Origin of the sequence: uncultured Lutibacter sp. (genome assembly GCF_947495725.1) — a bacterium.
In the GTDB taxonomy this organism is placed as follows: Bacteria; Bacteroidota; Bacteroidia; order Flavobacteriales; family Flavobacteriaceae; genus Lutibacter.
Genome location: NZ_CANLZZ010000005.1, coordinates 377,848 through 397,796 on the forward strand (window position 1 = coordinate 377,848; position 19,949 = coordinate 397,796).

At 30.0% G+C, this 19,949-nt stretch carries 11 protein-coding genes; 8 read left to right on the top strand and 3 right to left on the bottom strand.

The window, feature by feature from the left end; translation table 11 throughout:
- Positions 1-69: 69 nt before the first annotated feature.
- Positions 70-1,248 (bottom strand): hypothetical protein, encoded by a 1,179-nt coding sequence (locus tag Q0776_RS13720; protein ID WP_298369350.1) that lies wholly within the window; start codon positions 1,246-1,248, stop codon positions 70-72.
- Between the two features lie 249 nt (positions 1,249-1,497).
- Here Q0776_RS13720 and Q0776_RS13725 point away from each other — a divergent pair, with 249 nt between their 5' ends.
- The 7 genes from Q0776_RS13725 to Q0776_RS13755 all read left to right on the top strand — a co-directional run bounded on the left by Q0776_RS13725 (position 1,498) and on the right by Q0776_RS13755 (position 15,355).
- The gene (locus tag Q0776_RS13725) at positions 1,498-4,359 is read left to right on the top strand and encodes a glycoside hydrolase family 2 TIM barrel-domain containing protein (RefSeq protein WP_298369352.1); all 2,862 of its coding nucleotides are present in this window, start codon (positions 1,498-1,500) and stop codon (positions 4,357-4,359) included.
- 69 nt (positions 4,360-4,428) lie between these two features.
- On the top strand, positions 4,429-5,832 hold the full coding sequence (locus tag Q0776_RS13730; RefSeq protein WP_298369354.1) for a glycoside hydrolase: 1,404 nt from the start codon (positions 4,429-4,431) through the stop codon (positions 5,830-5,832).
- Between the two features lie 33 nt (positions 5,833-5,865).
- Positions 5,866-8,436 carry a glycoside hydrolase family 3 C-terminal domain-containing protein gene (locus Q0776_RS13735; protein WP_298369355.1) on the top strand — a complete coding sequence of 857 codons (2,571 nt, stop codon included), beginning with the start codon at positions 5,866-5,868 and terminating at the stop codon, positions 8,434-8,436.
- Between the two features lie 42 nt (positions 8,437-8,478).
- Positions 8,479-10,353 (top strand): hypothetical protein, encoded by a 1,875-nt coding sequence (locus tag Q0776_RS13740; protein WP_298369358.1) that lies wholly within the window; start codon positions 8,479-8,481, stop codon positions 10,351-10,353.
- 614 nt (positions 10,354-10,967) lie between these two features.
- Positions 10,968-12,002 carry a trypsin-like peptidase domain-containing protein gene (locus Q0776_RS13745; RefSeq protein WP_298369361.1) on the top strand — a complete coding sequence of 345 codons (1,035 nt, stop codon included), beginning with the start codon at positions 10,968-10,970 and terminating at the stop codon, positions 12,000-12,002.
- Between the two features lie 39 nt (positions 12,003-12,041).
- Positions 12,042-13,076 carry a pesticidal protein Cry7Aa gene (locus Q0776_RS13750; protein WP_298369364.1) on the top strand — a complete coding sequence of 345 codons (1,035 nt, stop codon included), beginning with the start codon at positions 12,042-12,044 and terminating at the stop codon, positions 13,074-13,076.
- Positions 13,077-13,081: 5 nt separating this feature from the next.
- Positions 13,082-15,355 (top strand): glycosyltransferase, encoded by a 2,274-nt coding sequence (locus Q0776_RS13755; RefSeq protein ID WP_298369367.1) that lies wholly within the window; start codon positions 13,082-13,084, stop codon positions 15,353-15,355.
- A gap of 18 nt (positions 15,356-15,373) precedes the next feature.
- On the opposite strand, the gene Q0776_RS13760 is transcribed toward Q0776_RS13755, so the two are convergent.
- Positions 15,374-18,040 (bottom strand): cation-transporting P-type ATPase, encoded by a 2,667-nt coding sequence (locus tag Q0776_RS13760; protein ID WP_298369370.1) that lies wholly within the window; start codon positions 18,038-18,040, stop codon positions 15,374-15,376.
- Between the two features lie 321 nt (positions 18,041-18,361).
- Here Q0776_RS13760 and Q0776_RS13765 point away from each other — a divergent pair, with 321 nt between their 5' ends.
- Positions 18,362-19,015, top strand: coding sequence for a BON domain-containing protein (locus Q0776_RS13765; protein WP_298369372.1), 654 nt, complete (start codon positions 18,362-18,364; stop codon positions 19,013-19,015).
- A gap of 169 nt (positions 19,016-19,184) precedes the next feature.
- Here the strand turns inward: Q0776_RS13765 and Q0776_RS13770 are convergent, their stop codons facing one another.
- A complete protein-coding gene (locus Q0776_RS13770) occupies positions 19,185-19,625 on the bottom strand; it encodes an Hsp20/alpha crystallin family protein (protein WP_298369375.1) in 441 nt (146 codons plus the stop codon).
- Between the last annotated feature and the right edge of the window lie 324 nt (positions 19,626-19,949).

The following is a 19,949-nucleotide window of genomic DNA, read 5'->3' on the forward strand; positions in this document are numbered from 1 at the left end:
ATTAGTTAAAAAGATAAAGAAGGCTAGGTAACCAAAACTTCTGACAGCAATATTGCTAAGAGTTTATATTTAATTTTTTAAAGCTTCCAATTCTACTAATTTGCAACTAACATCATTTCGTTGCATTCCACTAACCTCAAATAAGGCATTAAAGTGTTTTGATTTACTTGGTAATTGTTGTTTAAATTCGGCAAGCCATTTATTGTTTGTAAATTTATTAACAGTTGCCATTACTCCAATATCGTTATTTGAAACAAAATACAAAGCACTTTTCCCGTTATTTAAAGTAGTGTAAGATACCATAGCGTATTCAACCTTTAAATTATTACCAAATTTAGTGTTGTAAACTTTTTCATTACTATCATTTTTATATTTAAAACCATCACCAAAGGTTGTAAATACTTTGCTGTTTTGTAAAAATAAAGATTTAGTCAGGTTCATTGTTTTATACTGTCCCACAAAAAGAATATTATTATTTTGAATATCTTCATATTTAAGTTTGCTTTCTAGTTTAAGATCAAAGTCCTTTTTATTGAATTCAAACCATTTGCTTAAAGTATTAACGGTAAAGGGTGCCATTTTAGACATTAACGTATAATCTGTTGGTTTCAGTTCTTTTTCAGGATGTTCTTGAGTATACTTAATAAAGTCATTATAGTTGTTAATTTCTGGGTACGATATTCCATACATTTTACCATCTTCCAATTTTTCATAAACAATAAACTGATCGGAAATTATAAGCAGGTTATCTGCTGTTTTTTCAAAATACTGCTCCCAAATAAAGTTTGGTTTTGAAACAATAGTTTTAATAACAAAAAATGAAATAAGCGAAAGTAGAATTACACCAAGTAAAAGTTTAATATATTTAATTGGAATTGTTACAGTTTTGGTTTTTCCATGTTTCGATTTAAAATATTCATCAGCCGATAAAAAGCTTAAATTATATTGCCCTTTTTCAATATCAAATATTAACAGTTCCTCTTTACCATCAGTTTCATAATATTTCGAGAGTTTTTTGCGCAACTTATACATCTTAGAGCGAACTGTTCCATCATTTTTATCGTTTTTATAATTTTCTCCAAATAAATCTACTCCAATGGTATATTCTTTTAAATCTTCTCCAGCTATCGCTTTTTTAACCAAATAATTTAATAAAACGGAATATGTAGATGATCGAACAAAAAGTTCATTCGATTTAATGCGGTTTAGCGCTTGTTTTATCTCTTTTATTTTTTCAGTTGAAATCATTCTTTCAAAAATAGAATTTGAAGTTGATATTAGAAAGAAAAGAACGCTGTTTTTTTGGATTCTGTAATTTGAACGAAATTTTAAGGTTTTGTAATTTCTATATGTTAATTAATTGATTATCAGTTTTAAATGAAGTGTATTTAACGGTTAAATTACAGTGTCTATTACAGTTTTACAAACAAATTATTTTAGAACGAATAAAAAAAGGTATAAACTTGTTGTAATTGATTTCTATAAAGTAATAATTAAATGAAAATTATAAAACTACTTGTTGTATTTACGTTAGTTGGAATTGTTGGTTCTACATATGCAAATACTTCCGAAGGTTATCCTAAAACTAATAGAACAAAAGAGAATATAAATCTCGATTGGAAATTTTCAAAAATGCCAAAAGCAAATAAGCCTATTGCCATTAATTTTGATGATAATCAATGGGAGAATGTTTGCTTACCACATAATCCAGATCCGCTTTCTTTAAGATTAGACAGTGTTTCTGAAATGTGGCAACAGAAACAATTTATTCGAGACTATAATTGGTATAGAAAAAATATGCTAATTAAACTTGAAGAAAATGAAAAAGCTTTTATAGAATTTGAGGGTGTTCATAATGCTACAGAACTTTATGTAAATGGTAAGTTTGTTGGTAGGTTTGAAGTTAATGGTTACGTTCCACATCATTTTGATATAACTGACTTTGTGATTTCAGGAGAAAATAACACAATAGCTGTATTGGCCGATAATAGTTTTAATCCTACAATAGCTCCAGATCCTTACGAAACCGATTATTTAAAATGGGGAGGAATTTATAGAGATGTTTATCTTGTAAAAACCAATAAGTTACACGTAAATTTTAATTGGGAAAGTTTTGATGCTGGTGTTCACATTACCACACCAGTTGTAAAAAAGAACAATGGAACGGTTTCGGTAAAAACTACAATAGTAAATGAGTATAATAATCTGGCAGAATGCCAAATAGAAACGTTAATACTAAATGCCAATGGACATTTAATTAAAAAGTTAAAGTCAACTTCAAAAGTTAAAGCAGGACATACACATACATTTCGTCAAACAACAGAAATAGTAGATGATTTTCGTTTATGGTCGCCAAGCGATCCTTATTTATATAGAGCAGTTTCAGTTATTTATATAGATGGTAAAGCCGTTGATTTTGTTGAAAACAAATTTGGTTTTCGTTCTATTAAATTGGTAGATGGACAAGGTTTATTATTAAATGGAGAACCCTTTTTTATGGTTGGTGTAAATCGTCACCAAAGTTACCCACATATTGGAGATGCTGTTCCAAATTCAATGCATTATGAAGCGGCATTAAATTACAAAAAAGCAGGAATTAATACTATTCGTTTATCTCATTATCCTCAAGATAATTCTTTTATTGAAGCTTGTGATGAACTTGGAATTTTACTTTATGAAGAGCCAGCAACTTGGATACGATGGAAAGAAGGTGAATGGATGGATAAATTGGAGCAATCATTACGAATTATGGTTCGTAATCATAGAAACCATCCTTCAATTGTTATTTGGGGAGCCGGAATTAATCATCGAGGTCCTGTACCACAATTAAATAGTGCAGCAAAAGAAGAAGATCCTTTTCGTTTAACAGCAAGTGCATCTGCTCCTTGGAATGGAATTAAAAATGCAGGAGTTACTGATATTTATGCTACTATGGATTATCGTAAAACAGATTTTCCTGAAGGAGATTTTTGTATGGTAATGGAACACGGATATTCTCACAATGGTCTTTCACAACAGCATCATATTTCTCGTTATAAAAAGCGTAAAAACAATATTGGAGCGCTACTTTGGGTTGGAGCCGATTACAATCGTTTACAACCAAACACTGAAACCTACGATTTTATTACCGAGTATGGTTTACAAACAGCTTATAGAATTCCACATCCATCGTATTATTGGTATAAATCAGAACTAACAAATGCTCCATACGTACATATTGCTGATGAATCGGTGTATAAAAACAGAAAAATACATGTGTATAGCAATGCTAACAAAGTAGCTCTTTATGCAAATGATAAATTAATAGCTATTCAAAAAGCAGATAACGACCCATTAAGATTGTGGAATGAGCATCCTTCATTTACGTTTAGTTATAATTGGACTAATGAAAAAATTACAGCAAAAGCATTAAGTTTTAATACTACAGTTGCAACGCATTCAAGAACTAAAACAGAACAACCATATGCTTTAAAATTAGCCGTTGATAATGCAGGTTTATTATTGCAATCTGGTGGCTCAGATTTAAAAATGATTCGTGCTTATGTAGTAGATAAAAATGGAGAAACAGTTACTAATGCTAATGTAAAAGTACATTTTGAAGCAAAAGGTAAAGGTTCAATAGTTTATGAAAACAAGAGTTTTACTAAAAATATGCAAACATATCAAGGTGTTGCTACAATTTATCTAAAAGGAGCTAAAGAAGCAGGGGAAATTAGTATAAAAGCAACTTCAGGAAATTTAAAACCTGGAAAACTTGTTATAAATACAACGCCATTTATTTCTAATGAACTATTGGCAAATGCTAAACCAATTTATGATTATCCAACGCATAAAATTGATATTCAAACGGAAGACCAATTAGAGCAATTTGGATGGAGTATTGTAAATGGAAATACTAAAAATTCGTTTAAATTTAATGTAGGCGATTATACATTCACTATAAGTTCAGATTCTAGTTTAGCCTGGAGAAAAGGTACTTATGCCATTTTGGGAGACTTAGCTTTTATGGCTTGTGATGGAGTTTTTACAGAAAAAGGTAAACTTACATTAACAATAAATAATTTACCAAAAGGCAAGTTTAAATTAAAATCGTACCATCATTCATTTCAAAACTTAAATAAATTATTTCCATACAATATCAAAGTAGAATTGAACGATACCAATGGGACATATGAATTTATATCAGATAATGCTGCTGTTGGAATTCAAGATGGTAAAGATATAGGGGAGCGAAAACCTATGTCGGTAATTAATAGTATTGAAAGTGATGGTGTAAATCCTGTGATTATTAATTTTGAAACCAATAAAAAGGACGCACACACTTGGTTAAACGGGTTTGAGTTAAAACGCATAAAGTAGCTAGTAATTTAAAACATATTTAACTGTTTTAAAATTAAGTATAAACAAAACATTAATAAAAATTAAGTCATGATAAGAATAAATAATATAAAAAACCTTTTGCTAGTTATAGGGATAGCATTAAACGTAAGCACTTTTGCCCAAACCAAAAGTGTAGAGGTATTTGCAGTAAAACTAGATAAAGGAAAAGCAGCTCCATTATTTAAAGTTAATAATGATACCAAAGGAAAAAAGGTAGGTTGGAAAAATCGTATATACATTCAGCCTAATGTTACTTTTCAAACATTAGAAGGTATTGGAGGTGCATTTAATGAAATAGGTGGTGAGGCATTACTTTCACTTCCTTTAAAAGAACAAAATGAATTAATAAACAATTTATTTTCTCCTGATAAAGCAAATTTTACATTTTGTAGAACAGCTATTGGAGCTAGTGATTTTGGAATTGACGCATATAGTTATTCTATGACACCTAATGATTTTGAAATGAATCATTTTTCAATAGATAGAGATAAAAAATATGTATTGCCTTATATTAAAAGCGCAATTGCAGTAAATCCTAATTTTACATTATTTGCCTCTCCATGGAGTCCACCAGCTTGGATGAAAGAAAGTGGTAAAATGGTTGGCTTACAAAAAGAAGGAAATAGAATGAAAAGTGATGCTAAAATTCAAAAAGCTTATGCCAATTATTTTGTAAAATATGTTCAGGAATATGCAAAAGAAGGTGTTAATGTAGACCGTATTTGTATTCAAAATGAAAATGATGCCAATACAAAATATCCTAGTTGTATTTTTCCAGCTAAAGAAATGGTTGAATTTACCAATAATTATATGGCTCCAGCTTTCAAGAAAAACAGTATTAAAACCAAAATTTATGCAGGAACGTTTAGAGCTGCAGATCAAATGGATTTAATGGATTTTGTTCAATGTGAAAATACAGAAGGAATAGATGGTATTGGTGTTCAATATACCGAAGCAAAAATTATAAACGATGCACGAACATTAATCCCTAATATGAAAATTATTCATACTGAAGGGCATTGTTATAATGGAAAAAACTCTGCAGAAGAAGCTAAACATCGATTAAATGAAGTAGCCAGTTATATTAACAGTGGAAGTACCAACTTTACTTATTGGAATATGATTTTAAATGAAACCACCAAAAGTGGATGGGATTGGCCACAAAACTCATTAATTAACATTGACAGAAAAGAAAAAACAATACAATACAATCCAGATTACAATGCAATGTACATTATCAGCAAGTTTATTCAGCCAGGTGATGTGCGTATTGCATCTGTAAACAGAAGTAATAGTCATCCAATTATTACAGTAAAATCACCAGATGGAAAAATTAAAGTTTTGGTACAAAATACTAATGAAAAAGATGGTGTTTTTGAATTAGCTATTGAAAATAAATCCATAAAAGTAAATGTTCCGGCAAATGCTATTGCAGCAATAGTGCTAAACTAAATAATTTACGTATAAAAAATACATATTTTAAAAATGAAAATCATTACAAATCATTTTGTTTTATTATTTCTAATTATTGGGAATTTGGTTAATGCTCAAACCTGGAAAGATCCAAACTCAAGTGTTGATGCTAGAGTTGAAGATTTATTGTCGAAAATGACATTAGAGGAAAAGATTAATTACTGTGGATCAAGAATTCCTGAAATAGAACGATTAGGCATTCCTTCTTTTGAATGGTATGGCGAGGCTCTTCACGGTATTATTGGTTGGAACTGTACACAGTTTCCTCAAAATATAGCAATGGGAAGTACTTGGAACCCAGACTTGATGTTTGATGTAGCTACAGCCATTTCAAACGAAGCAAGAGCGCTAAAAAATATGGGGCAAAAAGAAGTAATGATGTTTTCACCAACAGTAAATATGGCACGTGATCCAAGATGGGGACGAAATGGAGAGTGTTATAGTGAAGACCCTTTTCTTATGTCTGAAATTGCACGTATGTTTATTCGTGGTATGCAAGGTAACGACCAAAAATATACTAAAACTGTAACTACAGTAAAACATTATGTTGCAAATAATGTAGATAAAGGACGCGAAAAACATCATTCTATAATTAATAAAAAAGATTTGTACGAATACTATTTTCCTGCTTACAAAACGTGTCTTGTAGACGAAGAAGCTACTGGAATTATGACAGGTTTAAATGGTTTGAACGGTATTCCTTGTTCGGCTCATGATTGGGCTGTTAATGGTGTATTACGCCAAGAGTGGGGATTCAAAGGATATGTTATTGCAGATTGGGCAGCTGTTCAAGGATTAGAAGTTAGAATGAAATATGCCAAATCGCAAGCAGAAGCTGCTGCAATGGCAATTAAAGCAGGTGTAGACCAAGAATGTTTTAGAAATAATAAAAAACAAGCACCTATGGTTTATGGTTTAAAAGCAGCTATGGAACAAGGTTTGTTAACTGAAAGTGAATTAGATGTGTCGGTTAAAAGATTGCTTCGTTTACGTTTTATGACAGGTGATTTTGATGATCCAGCTTTAAATCCCTACTCTAAAATTCCTGCCAGTGTTATGGAGTGTGATGCTCATAAAAAATTAGCATTAAAAGCTGCTGAACAAGCAATAGTACTTTTAAAGAATGACAATAGTTTACCTTTAAAAAAGAATATAACAAACCTTGCTGTAATTGGTCCATTTGCCAATAGATGTTGGATGGGGATTTATTCTGGATTTCCAAAAAGTAAAATTAGTCCACTTGAAGGTTTAAAGAATGCTACTTCTGCTAAGGTAAGTTATGCTGAAGGTTGCGAAGTAAATGCACATGTAGATGATGATAAAAAAATTGCAGAAGCAGTAGCTTTAGCAAAAAAAATGGAGCACGTGGTATTGGTAGTAGGTAACGATGAAACAACTTCAACCGAGAATGTTGATCGAGCATCAATAAAACTACCTGGTAATCAGCACAAGCTTATTAAAGCAATTGAGGCAGTTAATAAAAATATTACCTTGGTTTTAGTACCAAGCGGACCAACAGCTGTTACTTGGGAACAAGAAAATATACCTAGTATTGTTTGTATGTGGCCTAATGGTCAAGAACAAGGAACTGCTTTGGCTAATGTATTGTTTGGAGATGTTAACCCAGGTGGAAAGTTAAATTCAACTTGGTTTAAATCGGATAATGATTTACCAGATTTTAATGATTATAACATTCAAACAGGACGTACTTATATGTATTTTAAAGGGAAACCTTTGTACCCTTTTGGATATGGCCTAAGTTATACCAACTTTAAAATTGACAATGTAAATTTAAATAGTAATAAAATAAATACTCTTGAAAATGTTGAGGTTTCTGCTAATATTACTAACATTGGTAGTATTGATGGAGATGAAGTTATACAAGTATATATTCGTGATGTAAAATCTTCTCAAAAAACACCAATTAAGGCGCTAAAAGCATTTAAACGTGTTAACGTACCTGCAGGAAAAACAACACAAGTTAAATTTAAACTTCCATATGAGGCTTTTGCACATTATGATACTATTCAAAATAAATTTGTTGTAGAAGCAGGTGATTTTGAAATTATGGTAGGTAACTCAAGTGAAAACATAGCTAAAGTTAAAACTGTAAAAGTTAGTGGTGGTGCAATTCCTGCTATAAAAGTTGGACAAAAAAGTGGTTATTTTAATGCAAATAATGAAAATCGCACCAAAAGTTGGGATTATCTTTATGAAAATATAGCAGAGATAAATTCTTCAACAAAAAATAAAGACGATGGAAATGAATGGGTTGAGTATGAAATAACCTTCGTAGATCCAGGATTTTATGTAAATACTTGGGAGGCTGAATTAAATTTTACTTCAGCAACAAAAGAAGCAATTGTAGAAACATCAATGGCTGGAGCTGTAATTGGTTCTCATACTATTTTGAAAAATCAATTAAAATTACCAATTAGAATTCCAATTCCGCCAGAATACGGAAAGCCTGTTCGTTTAAAAATTAAAACTTTACACGGTAAAGTTAAGCATCAGTCAATAAGAATAATTCCTCCAGGAGGTAACAAGCCTTTTGAAATTAATAAGTTTGTGGAGAAACCATAGTTATTAAGAATGAATAATTAGAAATAAACAATAAAATTTAAAATGAAAAAAGAACATATTTTATTACTATTAATAATAGTTTTTAATTTTTCGAGCACAGTAAATGCTCAGAGTTGGAACTATAATAACAATAGAATAGCTATTAGTTTTGATGGCAATAGTGCGCCGGATAATCAATATAAATGGCCAATTGGAGATCCAGATGATTGGGGAGCTTCAGCTGCGAGTTTGGCAATAATTGCTAAGCTTAAGCTACAAGATAAATTGGTGCATTGTTCTTATAATAATTTTATTGATGCTCCAGCAGGACCAGATAATGAAAATCAAAATAAAATAAGCTGTGATGGAGCTATTATTCGATGGCATTTTGATGCTTCAAAGTTTTACGATGTTACTACACAGTTAGAAAAAGCTAAAACTAATTTAGCTATTGAAATGAAAAAGTCTACTGCAAAGGATCCTCTTTATTTTATTCACGCAGGTTTATCAGAATTTGTTTATCAAGCGGTTGAAAAAGCAATAGAAATGGGAGGTTTAGAAGCACTAAAACATGTAAAATTAGTTTCGCATAGTGGTTTTAATGAAAATGAAACTCGCCGTGATTGGCATCATACTTGGGCTGATATTCAAGAATTATGTGGAAACCGAATTCAATACCATAAAATTAATGATCAAAATGCATGTACTAAGCCAAATGTTTTGTGGTGTTCTGGTAAAGATTTTTCTCCTTGGTATTGGATGCGAGATCATAAAGATGAAAGTATTAGATGGATGTATAAAAGAGTTCAAGCGCATGATACCGGAAAGGCGGATATTTCTGATGCTGGTATGTTGTTTTGGTTACTTACAGGAGACGAAAATGGGAATCCTGAAAAGTTCAATACCTTTTTAGGAAATGGTATTCCAAATTCTTTACAAGGTATTAGTATAACTAAAGAGTTAGATTCGAACAACAATTTTACATTGTTGGCAGTAGAAGATTTTCCAATACTTACTATTCCTGGTTTTGTTGCACCTTATAAAGATAACTATCGCAAAGCAATGGCTATTGATGCTGCGCAACACAAAAACGTATTTGCAGCAAGTAAAGTGCAATTGACAGCACCTAAAGGTTTGTATAATATAACTATTTCAACATTAGGAGAAATAGATGGAGAATCAACTTATAGGTTAAAGGTAAATGGAGTAGAAGTTGGACAATTGCAAAACAAGGAAACACTAAAAGATTACAATGTTTATACGCATACTTTTAACAATGTAAAGCTTAAAGATGTTAATGATATTCAGGTTGAATTTAATTCAAATTCAAACGGAAAGATTCCTGAAGGTGATGCTTTTGCTTTTGCCCGAGGTAGATGGACTCAGTTGAAGTTTCATTGTGTTAAAAAAGATATAAAAAAGAAAACCACTGGAACTATTATTAGTATTGAAGGCGAACATTTCGATTTGCATGGACATTGGAAATTTGCAAATGATAAAAAGGCTAGTGGAGGTAGATATATCCAATATATTGGTGAAAATCATTTTCAAGAAGTGGTAAACAAAGAAGTTTGTGATGCTTATTTTATAGTTGAAGAACCGGGATTATATACTGTAAAATGGATGATGCGGCAACCAGATAATTCGGAAGGTGATACATCAAACGATGCTTGGATTAGTTTTCCTAATGTTCCAAGCTATGGTAATAAAGAGGCACTTAAAGGATATAATAAATTTCATGGTAGAGGTAAGGAATCATTTGTGTTAAATGGGCAACTCGATTTACATGAAAAGGGACAACCTTGGTTAACAGTAGAGTTTCCTAAAGCAGGACAATATGCTATTAAAATTGGAGGACGTTCACAATTTTTGCAAATTGATAAAATAGTTTTGTTTAAAGATATTGAATTTAAAGAGTTAAAGAGTTTACAAAAGTAAATAGATTTAAAAGGATTATTTTTTATAATTCCCCTAAGCCTAATATCATTGTATCAATTAAATTAACATAAACAACATTTTTTGTGCAATTTAAGAGTTGAGAATCCTATGGCTTTCTTGCCAAAGTCTCATATCTTTTTCAAATTTATAAAACATCATTTGCAGCGATATAATTACCTTCTATAAAAATTTATAGCGTTGTAGACTTTAATTAATTAGGTAAAATGGTGATAAAAACTTAAAATAAACTTAAATACTTCCAAACAATTCAGTTGCAGAAACCAAATGCAATTAAATGAAATTTAGACTGTGATATTTTAATAAAGAACAAAATATTTACTAAAGATTCTTAAGGTTTTTAAGAATGAATTCTCTATTTATTAAGTAAGAGATACTTTTTAAAGCGATTTTTTGGTACTTGTTTTCTATACCTTCTTGTATTAATTATAGTTTGAATTTAATTTGAAACCATTTTATTGAGCATTTTACTTGTTTTAGAATTCATATGATAAAATTCATATATACTAATGATGTTATTTGATAATGGTCATTTGAATCCTTACAAATTTAGGTTCACTTTGTAAGTGAAAGATGCATCTTTAAAATTTTTCATAATGAAAATAAATATTTTAATTCTTAGCTTTTTTTTATTCTTAACAGGTTATTGCCAAAATATTAGTGAGTTATACGAAAATTCAAAAGAAGCTGTAGTGCTTATTAAAACATCTGAACCTGAGATGGTAAGAGAAGGATATCAAAAGTTAATGTTGAATGTTAAAGGGCTAGGATCGGGTTTTGTAGTTTCAAAAGAAGGAGAAATAATGACAGCTGCTCATGTGGTTCAAACTGCCCAAAATATTATTGTAAAATTCTCTGATGGAGAAGAAGTTTTTGCAAAAGTAGTATGCTCTTATCCACCAGCAGATGTTGCTTTAATTAAATTGTTATCAGTAAAAAAAACACCTTTAAAAGTGGTAAAATTAAGCAATTCAGATAACGTTAAAGTAGGGGATCAAATTTATGTTATTGGAGCTCCTTTTGGTTTGGGTAATTCTCTATCGGTTGGCTATGTCGGTAAAAAATATTCAAATGAGATAGAGGATGGTTTTGTTACTTCAGAAATTATTCAAACCGACGCTGTTTTAAATGAAGGAAGTTCAGGCGCACCAATGTTTAATTTAAATGGTGAAGTAGTTGGAATTTCTAGTTTTATACTGAGTAATTCGAGTGGTTTTCAAGGGTTAGGATTTGCTACGACATCGAATGTGGCAAAAAATATATTATTAGATGAGCAATCGGTTTGGACGGGAGTTGAAGCGCATTTAATTACAGGTTCGTTGGCAGGAATTTTAAATATTCCTCAAGAAGGTGGCGTTTTAGTGGAAAAGGTAGCTAATTTTTCATTAGGTGATATAATGAGTTTAATAGGTGGCTCTTCTAAAATTTATTTTGAAGGAGGTGAGTATATAGTTGGTGGAGATATTATACTTTCCATAGAAAATATTTCATTAATAAATGAAGAAAATTTACATAAAGCTTGGTGGATAATTCAAAATTTAAAGTTAGGACAGGTTTTACATTTTAAAATTTTAAGAAAGGGATCTGTTTTAGAAATTTCAAGAACAATTCCTAATTCATCTATCAAATAATTAAGTAGTTCTATAATTTGAAGATTATATATTATTAAAATGATTAAAGTAAAGAAACACGGTGTTATTTTAGAACAAACGGCCACAAGTTTTGAAAATGAAGGTGTTTTTAATCCTGCAGTTTATCAAGATAAAAATACCGTGCATTTATTTTATCGCGCGGTTAGAAAAGGTAACTTTTCATGTATAGGTTACTGTAAACTAGAAGGACCTTTAAAAGTAATTGAAAGGCTAAAACAGCCTTTGCTTATTCCTGAAACTAGTGAAGAATTTAAAGGTATTGAAGATCCAAGAATTACAAAAATTGACGACACCTACTATTTAACCTATTCGGCATATGATGGTATAAATGTTTTTGGAGCTTATGCGACTTCTACAGATTTGAAAAAATTTGAAAAGAAAGGCATTATTACTCCCAAATTTACTTTTGAAGAATATGCCGCTTTGATAACGCAGAATTATGATCGCATAAAAAAATCACATTATTTATTTTATGAACTTTTTTCTCGTTACAAAATTTCAGAATTAATGAAAGGCAAAATTTATGTTTGGGATAAAAATTTGGTGTTTTTTCCAAAGAAAATTGATGGAAAACTTGCGGTTTTGCATCGATTGCACCCATCAATTCAACTACTATGTTTTACAAATCCAAATGAACTAACACACAGTTTTTGGAAAGATTATATTTCTAATTTAGGAAACCATATTGTGTTACTGCCAAAATTGAAACATGAGAGTAGCCATATTGGTGCCGGATGCCCACCAATTGAAACAGAAAAAGGATGGTTAATTATTTATCATGCAGCCCAAACTACAACTAGTGGTTTAGTTTACCACGCTTGTGCTGCATTATTAGATATAAAAAATCCATTAAAAGTAATAGGAAGATTAAAACAACCCTTATTTTCTCCTACAGAAGATTATGAACAAAAAGGAAACGTAAACAATGTTGTTTTTCCTACAGGTACAGCACTTTTTAATGATGAACTATATATTTATTATGGCGCTGCAGATAGTTGTGTAGCAGTAGCTTCTGTAGATTTAAATAAGTTATTATTTAAACTTTTAAATTAAAACTGATGAAAGAAGAATCACACAAAACAAAAATAGCATTTGTTACAACATTTCCACCAACCCAATGTGGTATTGCTACATTTACAAAAGACCTAATTTCAGCTATAAACAATTCATTCAATAAAACATTAAATTGTGTTATTTGTGAAATAGGAGCAGAGGCTAAAAAATCAAGTTTAGTGGAATTTACATTAAACCCAAACATTAAAGAAGAATACAAATTAACTGCCGAAGAAATTAATAATAATAGTGCTATAAAAATTGTACATATTCAACATGAATTTGGGCTGTTTGGTGGTTCTTACGGTAATTATTTAATTACGTTTTTAGAAGCAATAAACAAACCGGTAACGTTTACTTTTCATAGCGTAATTCCTAAACCAAACAATGAGTTAAAATTATTGGTAAACACATTAATATCTAAGTCAAATTTGGTGTTTATTATGACCAAACAATCTCAAAAAATATTAGTAAAAGATTATGGAATTTCAGAGAACCTAATAATATATATACCCCACGGTACACATATTGTAGATTACCAGAAAAGCAGCGAAATTAAAAAACAATTCAATTTGGAAAATAGGACAATACTTTCAACTTTTGGTCTTTTAAGCCAAGGAAAAAGTATTGAAACAGCATTAAAGGCATTGCCCAATATTGTAGCAAATACGCCCAATGTTTTGTATTTAATAATTGGAAAAACACATCCAAATTCAATTAAAAATAATATTGATACCTATCGTAATTATTTGGAAGGATTGGTAGAAAAGTTACATCTTAAAAATCATGTGCTTTTTATAGATAAATATCTTGAAATCAATGAGCTACTATCTTATTTAAAAGCAACAGATATCTATTTATTTACATCAAAAGATCCAAATCAGGCTGTTAGCGGAACGTTTTCCTATGCTATGAGTTGTGCTTGCCCAATTGTGGCAACAGCAATACCACATACAAAAGAAGTACTTACGAAAGATGCAGGTTTATTGGTAGACATTGAAAATCATGAACAATTTGCAGAAGCCACTAAAAAGATACTTTCAAATAAGGATTTAAGGCAATCTATGGCAATTTCAGCATTTCAAAAAACAAGAGAATCTTCTTGGGAGAATGTTGCAATAAAGCATGTAAACGCCTACAATAAACTTCTTGATGAAAAACGAGCAATTAAATACAATTACCCTCCAATAAAATTGGATCATCTAAAAAAAATGACTACCGAGTTGGGAATTATTCAATTTTGTAAAATTTCTCAACCTGATAGTTCATCTGGATATACCTTAGACGATAACGCTCGCGCTTTAATAGCGCTAGGTTTACATTATAAATTATTTCATATTAAGGAAGATCTACATCTTATAAATACATATTTAAATTTTATAATACGTTGTCAAAAACCATCAGGCACATTCGTAAATTATATAGATGAAAACAATTTCGAACATATTAAAAATAGCTATATAAATTTAGAAGATTCTAATGCTAGAGCTGTTTGGGCTCTTGGAATGATAATATCATTAAAGGATTATCTACCCGAATATATAATAGAAAAAGCTACTAATTGCTTTATTGATGGTTTACCTTGGGTAAAGAATATTTTATCACCGAGAGCCATTGGTTTTGCAATTAAAGGATTGTATTTGTATTATTCAGCAACTAAACAACCAGAAGTTGTTTACGTTATTGAAAAATTGGCAAACAATTTAATTTCAAATTATGATATAATAGAAACCAAGAATTGGAAATGGTTTGAAAATTACTTAACATATGCCAACAGTGTTTTACCTGAAGCTATGCTATATGCCTATTTAGTTACCAAAAAATTAAAGTATAAAAGGGTTGCCATTGATTCCTTTGATTTTTTATTATCTAAACTATTTGTTAATAATCAGTTCAAAGTAATTTCTAACAAGGGATGGTATTATAAAGGAATAGAACCCAAGATATACGGTGAACAACCTATAGATGTTTCTTATACAATACAAACTTTAGATTTATTTTATAAAACAACTAAAGATGTTACCTATAAAAAATTACAAAAAAAAGCTTTTAATTGGTTTTTAGGAATGAATCATTTAAATCAAACCATGTATAATCCAATTACCGGTGGTTGTTATGACGGCTTAGAGAAAACACATGTAAATTTAAATCAAGGAGCAGAATCAACTATTTGCTATCTTATTGCACGGCTTATAATGGAGAATGAAGCTATTTCAATACCTAAATATACTCGAAATAGAAGATTGAGACAACAATTTAAAATTGAAAATAATATATAAGAGGTTGTATGTTTAAAATTAAATAGTCCAGCCAATACGTTTTATAATTTGGGCCAATAATAAAGAACCTAATCCAAATATAATAATGGTTGTTAATTTACTAATGGTTAAAGGTGATATTGAAAGTGCAGTTGCCACTAAAGGTGTAAAGTAAGCAATGGAAGTTAAAAAAATACAAATTAAAATTGCTAACCAAATCCATTTATTTGAAGTAACTTCATTGTTGAAAAATGATTCTTCACGTTTAGGTAAATTAAAAACATTTAATAATTGGGCAAAAATTAAGGTAAAAAAAGCCATGTTATTTATTTCATTGGGCGATAATTTTAACATATAATTGGAATATAACGTTATGCCTAAAACGCCTGTAGTAACGCACAATCCATAAATAATAGTTGCATTCCATAATTTTTTAGTCATAATTGGTTCATTTGGTAATCTAGGAGGTTTTTTCATAAGATTTTTTTCACCTTTTCCAAGTCCCAAAGCTAATGCAGGAAATATATCTGTAACTAGGTTTAAAAATAATATTTGTAAAGGTAATAAGGGTGAAGGTAAATTCAATAATGCAGCAATACCTACTGAAATAATTTCGGCCAAATTACTAGATAATAAATATACCACAAACTGACGGATATTTTCGAAAATGGCTCTGCCTTGGCGAATTGAGAGTTCAATAGAGGTAAATTTATCATCCTTTAAAATAACATCTGCCGTTGCTCTTGCCGCTTCTGTACCTCTAATTCCCATGGCAATTCCTATATCTGCTTTTTTTAAGGCAGGTACATCATTAACTCCGTCTCCAATCATTCCAACTATAGAATTATTTTCTTGAAAAAGGGATATAATTTCTAATTTTTGTTCTGGAACCACTCTGGCAAAAACAACAGTATTTAAAAGTGTTGTTTTTTGTTCTTTCGGAAGCTTTTTAATAGTAGTAAAATCTCTTCCTAAGGTTACATCTCCTTTTTTTATTTGTGTAGGCAGTAAACCTATTTCTTGTGCAATTTTTGTAGCAGTTCCAGGGTGATCTCCTGTCATCATAACCACACGAATTCCTGCATTTTTATAAGTAGCAATGGTTTCCTTAACATCTTTTCTTGCCGGATCTATAAAACCAATAATTCCTATAAAGGTGAGATCTTTTAAAAAGTTTTTTTGTGTTGGGATTTTATTTAAATCTTTAAAAGCAAAGGCTAAAACCCTTAAACCTTTCGAAGCTAAATTATCTACCTTTTTAATCCATTCCTCTTTATTATCAAAAGCAATTGTTTTTCCCTTTCTAATAAGGGTATTGGAGCAAGCAGCAATGCTTTCAAACGCACCTTTGGCATATATTTTAAATGTGGAATTGTATTGGTTTACAGTTGCCATCATTTTACTTTTTGTATCAAAAGCAATTTCCATTTTTTCGGGATATTTTTTTTTAATAAGATGAGGTTTGTATCCTACAAATTCAGCAAAGTCAATTAAAGCGATATCTATAGCATCTCCATATTTATAATTATTTGAAAGTAGTGTGTCATTACATAATATACTTGCGGCCATCAATTCTTCAAATGCCTTTATTTTTAATACTTCATTACAAATATGTTCCTTTTTATTGTAAATATTTTCAAAAGAAATGTTTTCAAAAGTAAGTGAATGTACCTTCATTTTGTCTTCTGTAAGTGTCCCTGTTTTGTCTGTACAAATAATATTGATAGCTCCCAATGTTTGTACAGCTTCTAGTTTTTTTATAATTACTTGTTTTTTGGATAATCTTAGCATTCCTTGTGCCAATGCAATTGTAGCTACAATTGGCAGACCTTCCGGAATTGAGGCAACGGCCAATGCAATGCCAGTTTGTACTATTAATATAAAATCATTTCCTCTAAAATATCCAGTTATTATTATTAGAGTAGTTAAAATAAGGGTTAATAAAATAAGATGTTTGCTTAAATTAGTTAGTTTTTTTTCTAAGGGAGTTTGTGTTTTTTTTGCAGCAATTCCCAATTGTTGAATTTTACCAATTTCTGTATCTTTTCCAATAGTTATTACAATGGCTTTAGCCATTCCTTTAGTTACCAAAGTACCTCTAAAAACCATATTGTTTAGTTCAGAAAGTGGAGTGTTTTTTGGTAGTACTGCTATTTCTTTTTCTATAGGGAAACTCTCACCTGTTAAAATAGCTTCCTTTACAGTTAAATTTTCTGAATAAATTAAACGCGCATCTGCCGTAACCACATCTCCAGCTTCAATAATAATAAGATCCCCAGGAACTAATTGAGAAGATTTCAATTGAAGTAAAATACCATCTCGTAAAACCTTTGTAATTGATTGCCCCATTTTTTGTAGTGTTTTTAAAGAGCGCAAAGCCTGTAATTCCATAAAAAAACCAATAGCAACAGTAATTATAATCACAATAAGAATTGCAATTCCTTCTAACCAATCTTTAAAAATGATTGCCAAGAATGCTGCAATTAGTAAAATGTATATGATTGGATTAAAAAACTGTTCATAAAGAATTACAAGAGGACTTTTAGATTTTACATTAGGTAAATTGTTTGGACCAAATAGTTTAGATCTAGTTTTTACTTGCTTTGCAGTTAACCCTAAAATTGAATCGCTTTTTAATTGTTGAATCACTTCAATAGGCGATAGGGTATGTGGATTTTGAATTGTTTTTTGCAAAGAAATTGGCATTTGATTACAGTTAATGAGTGTCAGTTTAATACAATTAAGGTATTGCCAATAGTCGGTTTATCAAATGATTGTCATCAGTTTAACGTGTTAAATGTTTTTTAATGTAATAAATTAATTTTATAGAAAATAGTAACGTTATTGTTAAAATAGTAGCTGTTTTAAAGGAGTGATAAGACAGTGCCTTTAATTCAAAATTTATATGTAAATGATTTTTTTGAACAAAAGAAAAATAGACTTGATGCGTATCATTTTGTCTTTTTTTTATAGTAGTTAGTTTTATACTGATAGAAAATTATAATGTTTAATTTAAATTTATTTATTATGAGAAGCGATAGTGCAATTAAAGAAGATGTTCTTGATGAATTAATATGGCAACCAGATGTTGATGAGACTCAAATTGGGGTTATTGTTGAAGATGGAGTGGTAACACTCACTGGAATTGTTGATAGCTATTCTAAAAAATTAGCAGCCGAAAAAGCTGTAAAAAATGTTAAAGGCGTAAAGGCCGTAGCTGATGATATTGAGGTTAAATATGGAGCAGCCTACAAAAAAACGGATAAAGAAATTGCAAAAGCAGCAGTTAATGCTTTAAATTGGAATACATCTGTACCAGAAGACAAAGTTACTATTGAAGTACGTGATGGTTGGGTTTATTTATCTGGAGAACTTAAATGGTTTTACCAAAAAGAAGCAGTTTCAAAATCAATAGAGTCCTTGTTAGGAGTAAAAAAAGTAGTAAATAATATTACTTTGCAACAAGCTGTTAAACCTCACGAAATTAAAGCTAAAATAACAAAAGCATTTGAACGTTTGGCAGATATAGATGCCAAGAATATTAATGTTGATGTTGTGGGACATACAGTGAAATTAAAAGGGAAAGTTCACTCATATGTTGAAAAAGAGGAGGCTAAAAAAACGGCCTACGCGGCACCAGGTGTTTATGAGGTTGAAAATGACATTGAAGTTGTGTTATAAGTTTAACAGAGTACAAAAAAACGAGACTGTTTAATTTATTTTACAGTCTCTTTTTATTGCAACAAATTGAAATTGTTAATTGAATTTAACTATTGTAAAAAAATATCGAGGTCTAAAACCCCGATATTTTAATCCATCTTTATTAAACATTAATTTCCCTTTTTAAAATTTACGAAATCTCAATAACTTTTGGTTTTTGTTTTTTAGCTTCTTCTTTTTTAGCAAGACTAAATTTTAAAATTCCATTGTCATATTTAGCTTTTATTTTTTCATCGGCAATACTATCTGGTAATTGTAAAGATCTTTCAAAAGAAGAGGCGCTAAACTCTTTACGAGTATAATTTTCATCCTTTTCTTCTTTAGTTTCTTCTTTCTTAGCTGAAATGTTTAAACAACCATCATCAATAGTAACTTCAAAATCTTTTTTGTTGTATCCAGGAGCAGCCAATTCAATTTCGAAATGATCTTTTGTTTCTTTGATATTCAAAGCTGGCTCATTCATTTTTTTTAACCAAAATCTATCATTTAATAGATTATTTACGTTAAAATCTAAAAAATCTGGTGTAAATAAATTTTCTAGCGGACTTTTTCTAAATTTTACAAGTGACATAATTTTATATTTTAAATTAAACTTTTTAATTACTCAAATGTATCTGTAGTAGTGGTATTTTGAAATGATTTCGCTCAATTTTAGTTAATTTATAAATGATTCTTTACTTATTATTTTTAAAATAAAAAAGCAGGAATTTTAAGTTTCCTGCTTTTAAAGGGTTTAATATGTTTATAGGTAATTGCGTAATCTCTTATGTTATTCTTAACTTAATAAAACTGAAATTTTTTACCATAAAATATCTGAACCCTTCATTTTAATCTCTATAATTTTTCAGCAATAAAGATTTTTTTTAATAGAAACAGGAAGCCTAAACTTCCTGTT

Coding starts and splice junctions, on each gene's coding strand:
- Q0776_RS13720 (WP_298369350.1), bottom strand. CDS start 1,248: ATGATTTCAACTGAAAAAATAAAAGAGATAAAACAAGCGCTAAACCGC.
- Q0776_RS13725 (WP_298369352.1), top strand. CDS start 1,498: ATGAAAATTATAAAACTACTTGTTGTATTTACGTTAGTTGGAATTGTT.
- Q0776_RS13730 (WP_298369354.1), top strand. CDS start 4,429: ATGATAAGAATAAATAATATAAAAAACCTTTTGCTAGTTATAGGGATA.
- Q0776_RS13735 (WP_298369355.1), top strand. CDS start 5,866: ATGAAAATCATTACAAATCATTTTGTTTTATTATTTCTAATTATTGGG.
- Q0776_RS13740 (WP_298369358.1), top strand. CDS start 8,479: ATGAAAAAAGAACATATTTTATTACTATTAATAATAGTTTTTAATTTT.
- Q0776_RS13745 (WP_298369361.1), top strand. CDS start 10,968: ATGAAAATAAATATTTTAATTCTTAGCTTTTTTTTATTCTTAACAGGT.
- Q0776_RS13750 (WP_298369364.1), top strand. CDS start 12,042: ATGATTAAAGTAAAGAAACACGGTGTTATTTTAGAACAAACGGCCACA.
- Q0776_RS13755 (WP_298369367.1), top strand. CDS start 13,082: ATGAAAGAAGAATCACACAAAACAAAAATAGCATTTGTTACAACATTT.
- Q0776_RS13760 (WP_298369370.1), bottom strand. CDS start 18,040: ATGCCAATTTCTTTGCAAAAAACAATTCAAAATCCACATACCCTATCG.
- Q0776_RS13765 (WP_298369372.1), top strand. CDS start 18,362: ATGAGAAGCGATAGTGCAATTAAAGAAGATGTTCTTGATGAATTAATA.
- Q0776_RS13770 (WP_298369375.1), bottom strand. CDS start 19,625: ATGTCACTTGTAAAATTTAGAAAAAGTCCGCTAGAAAATTTATTTACA.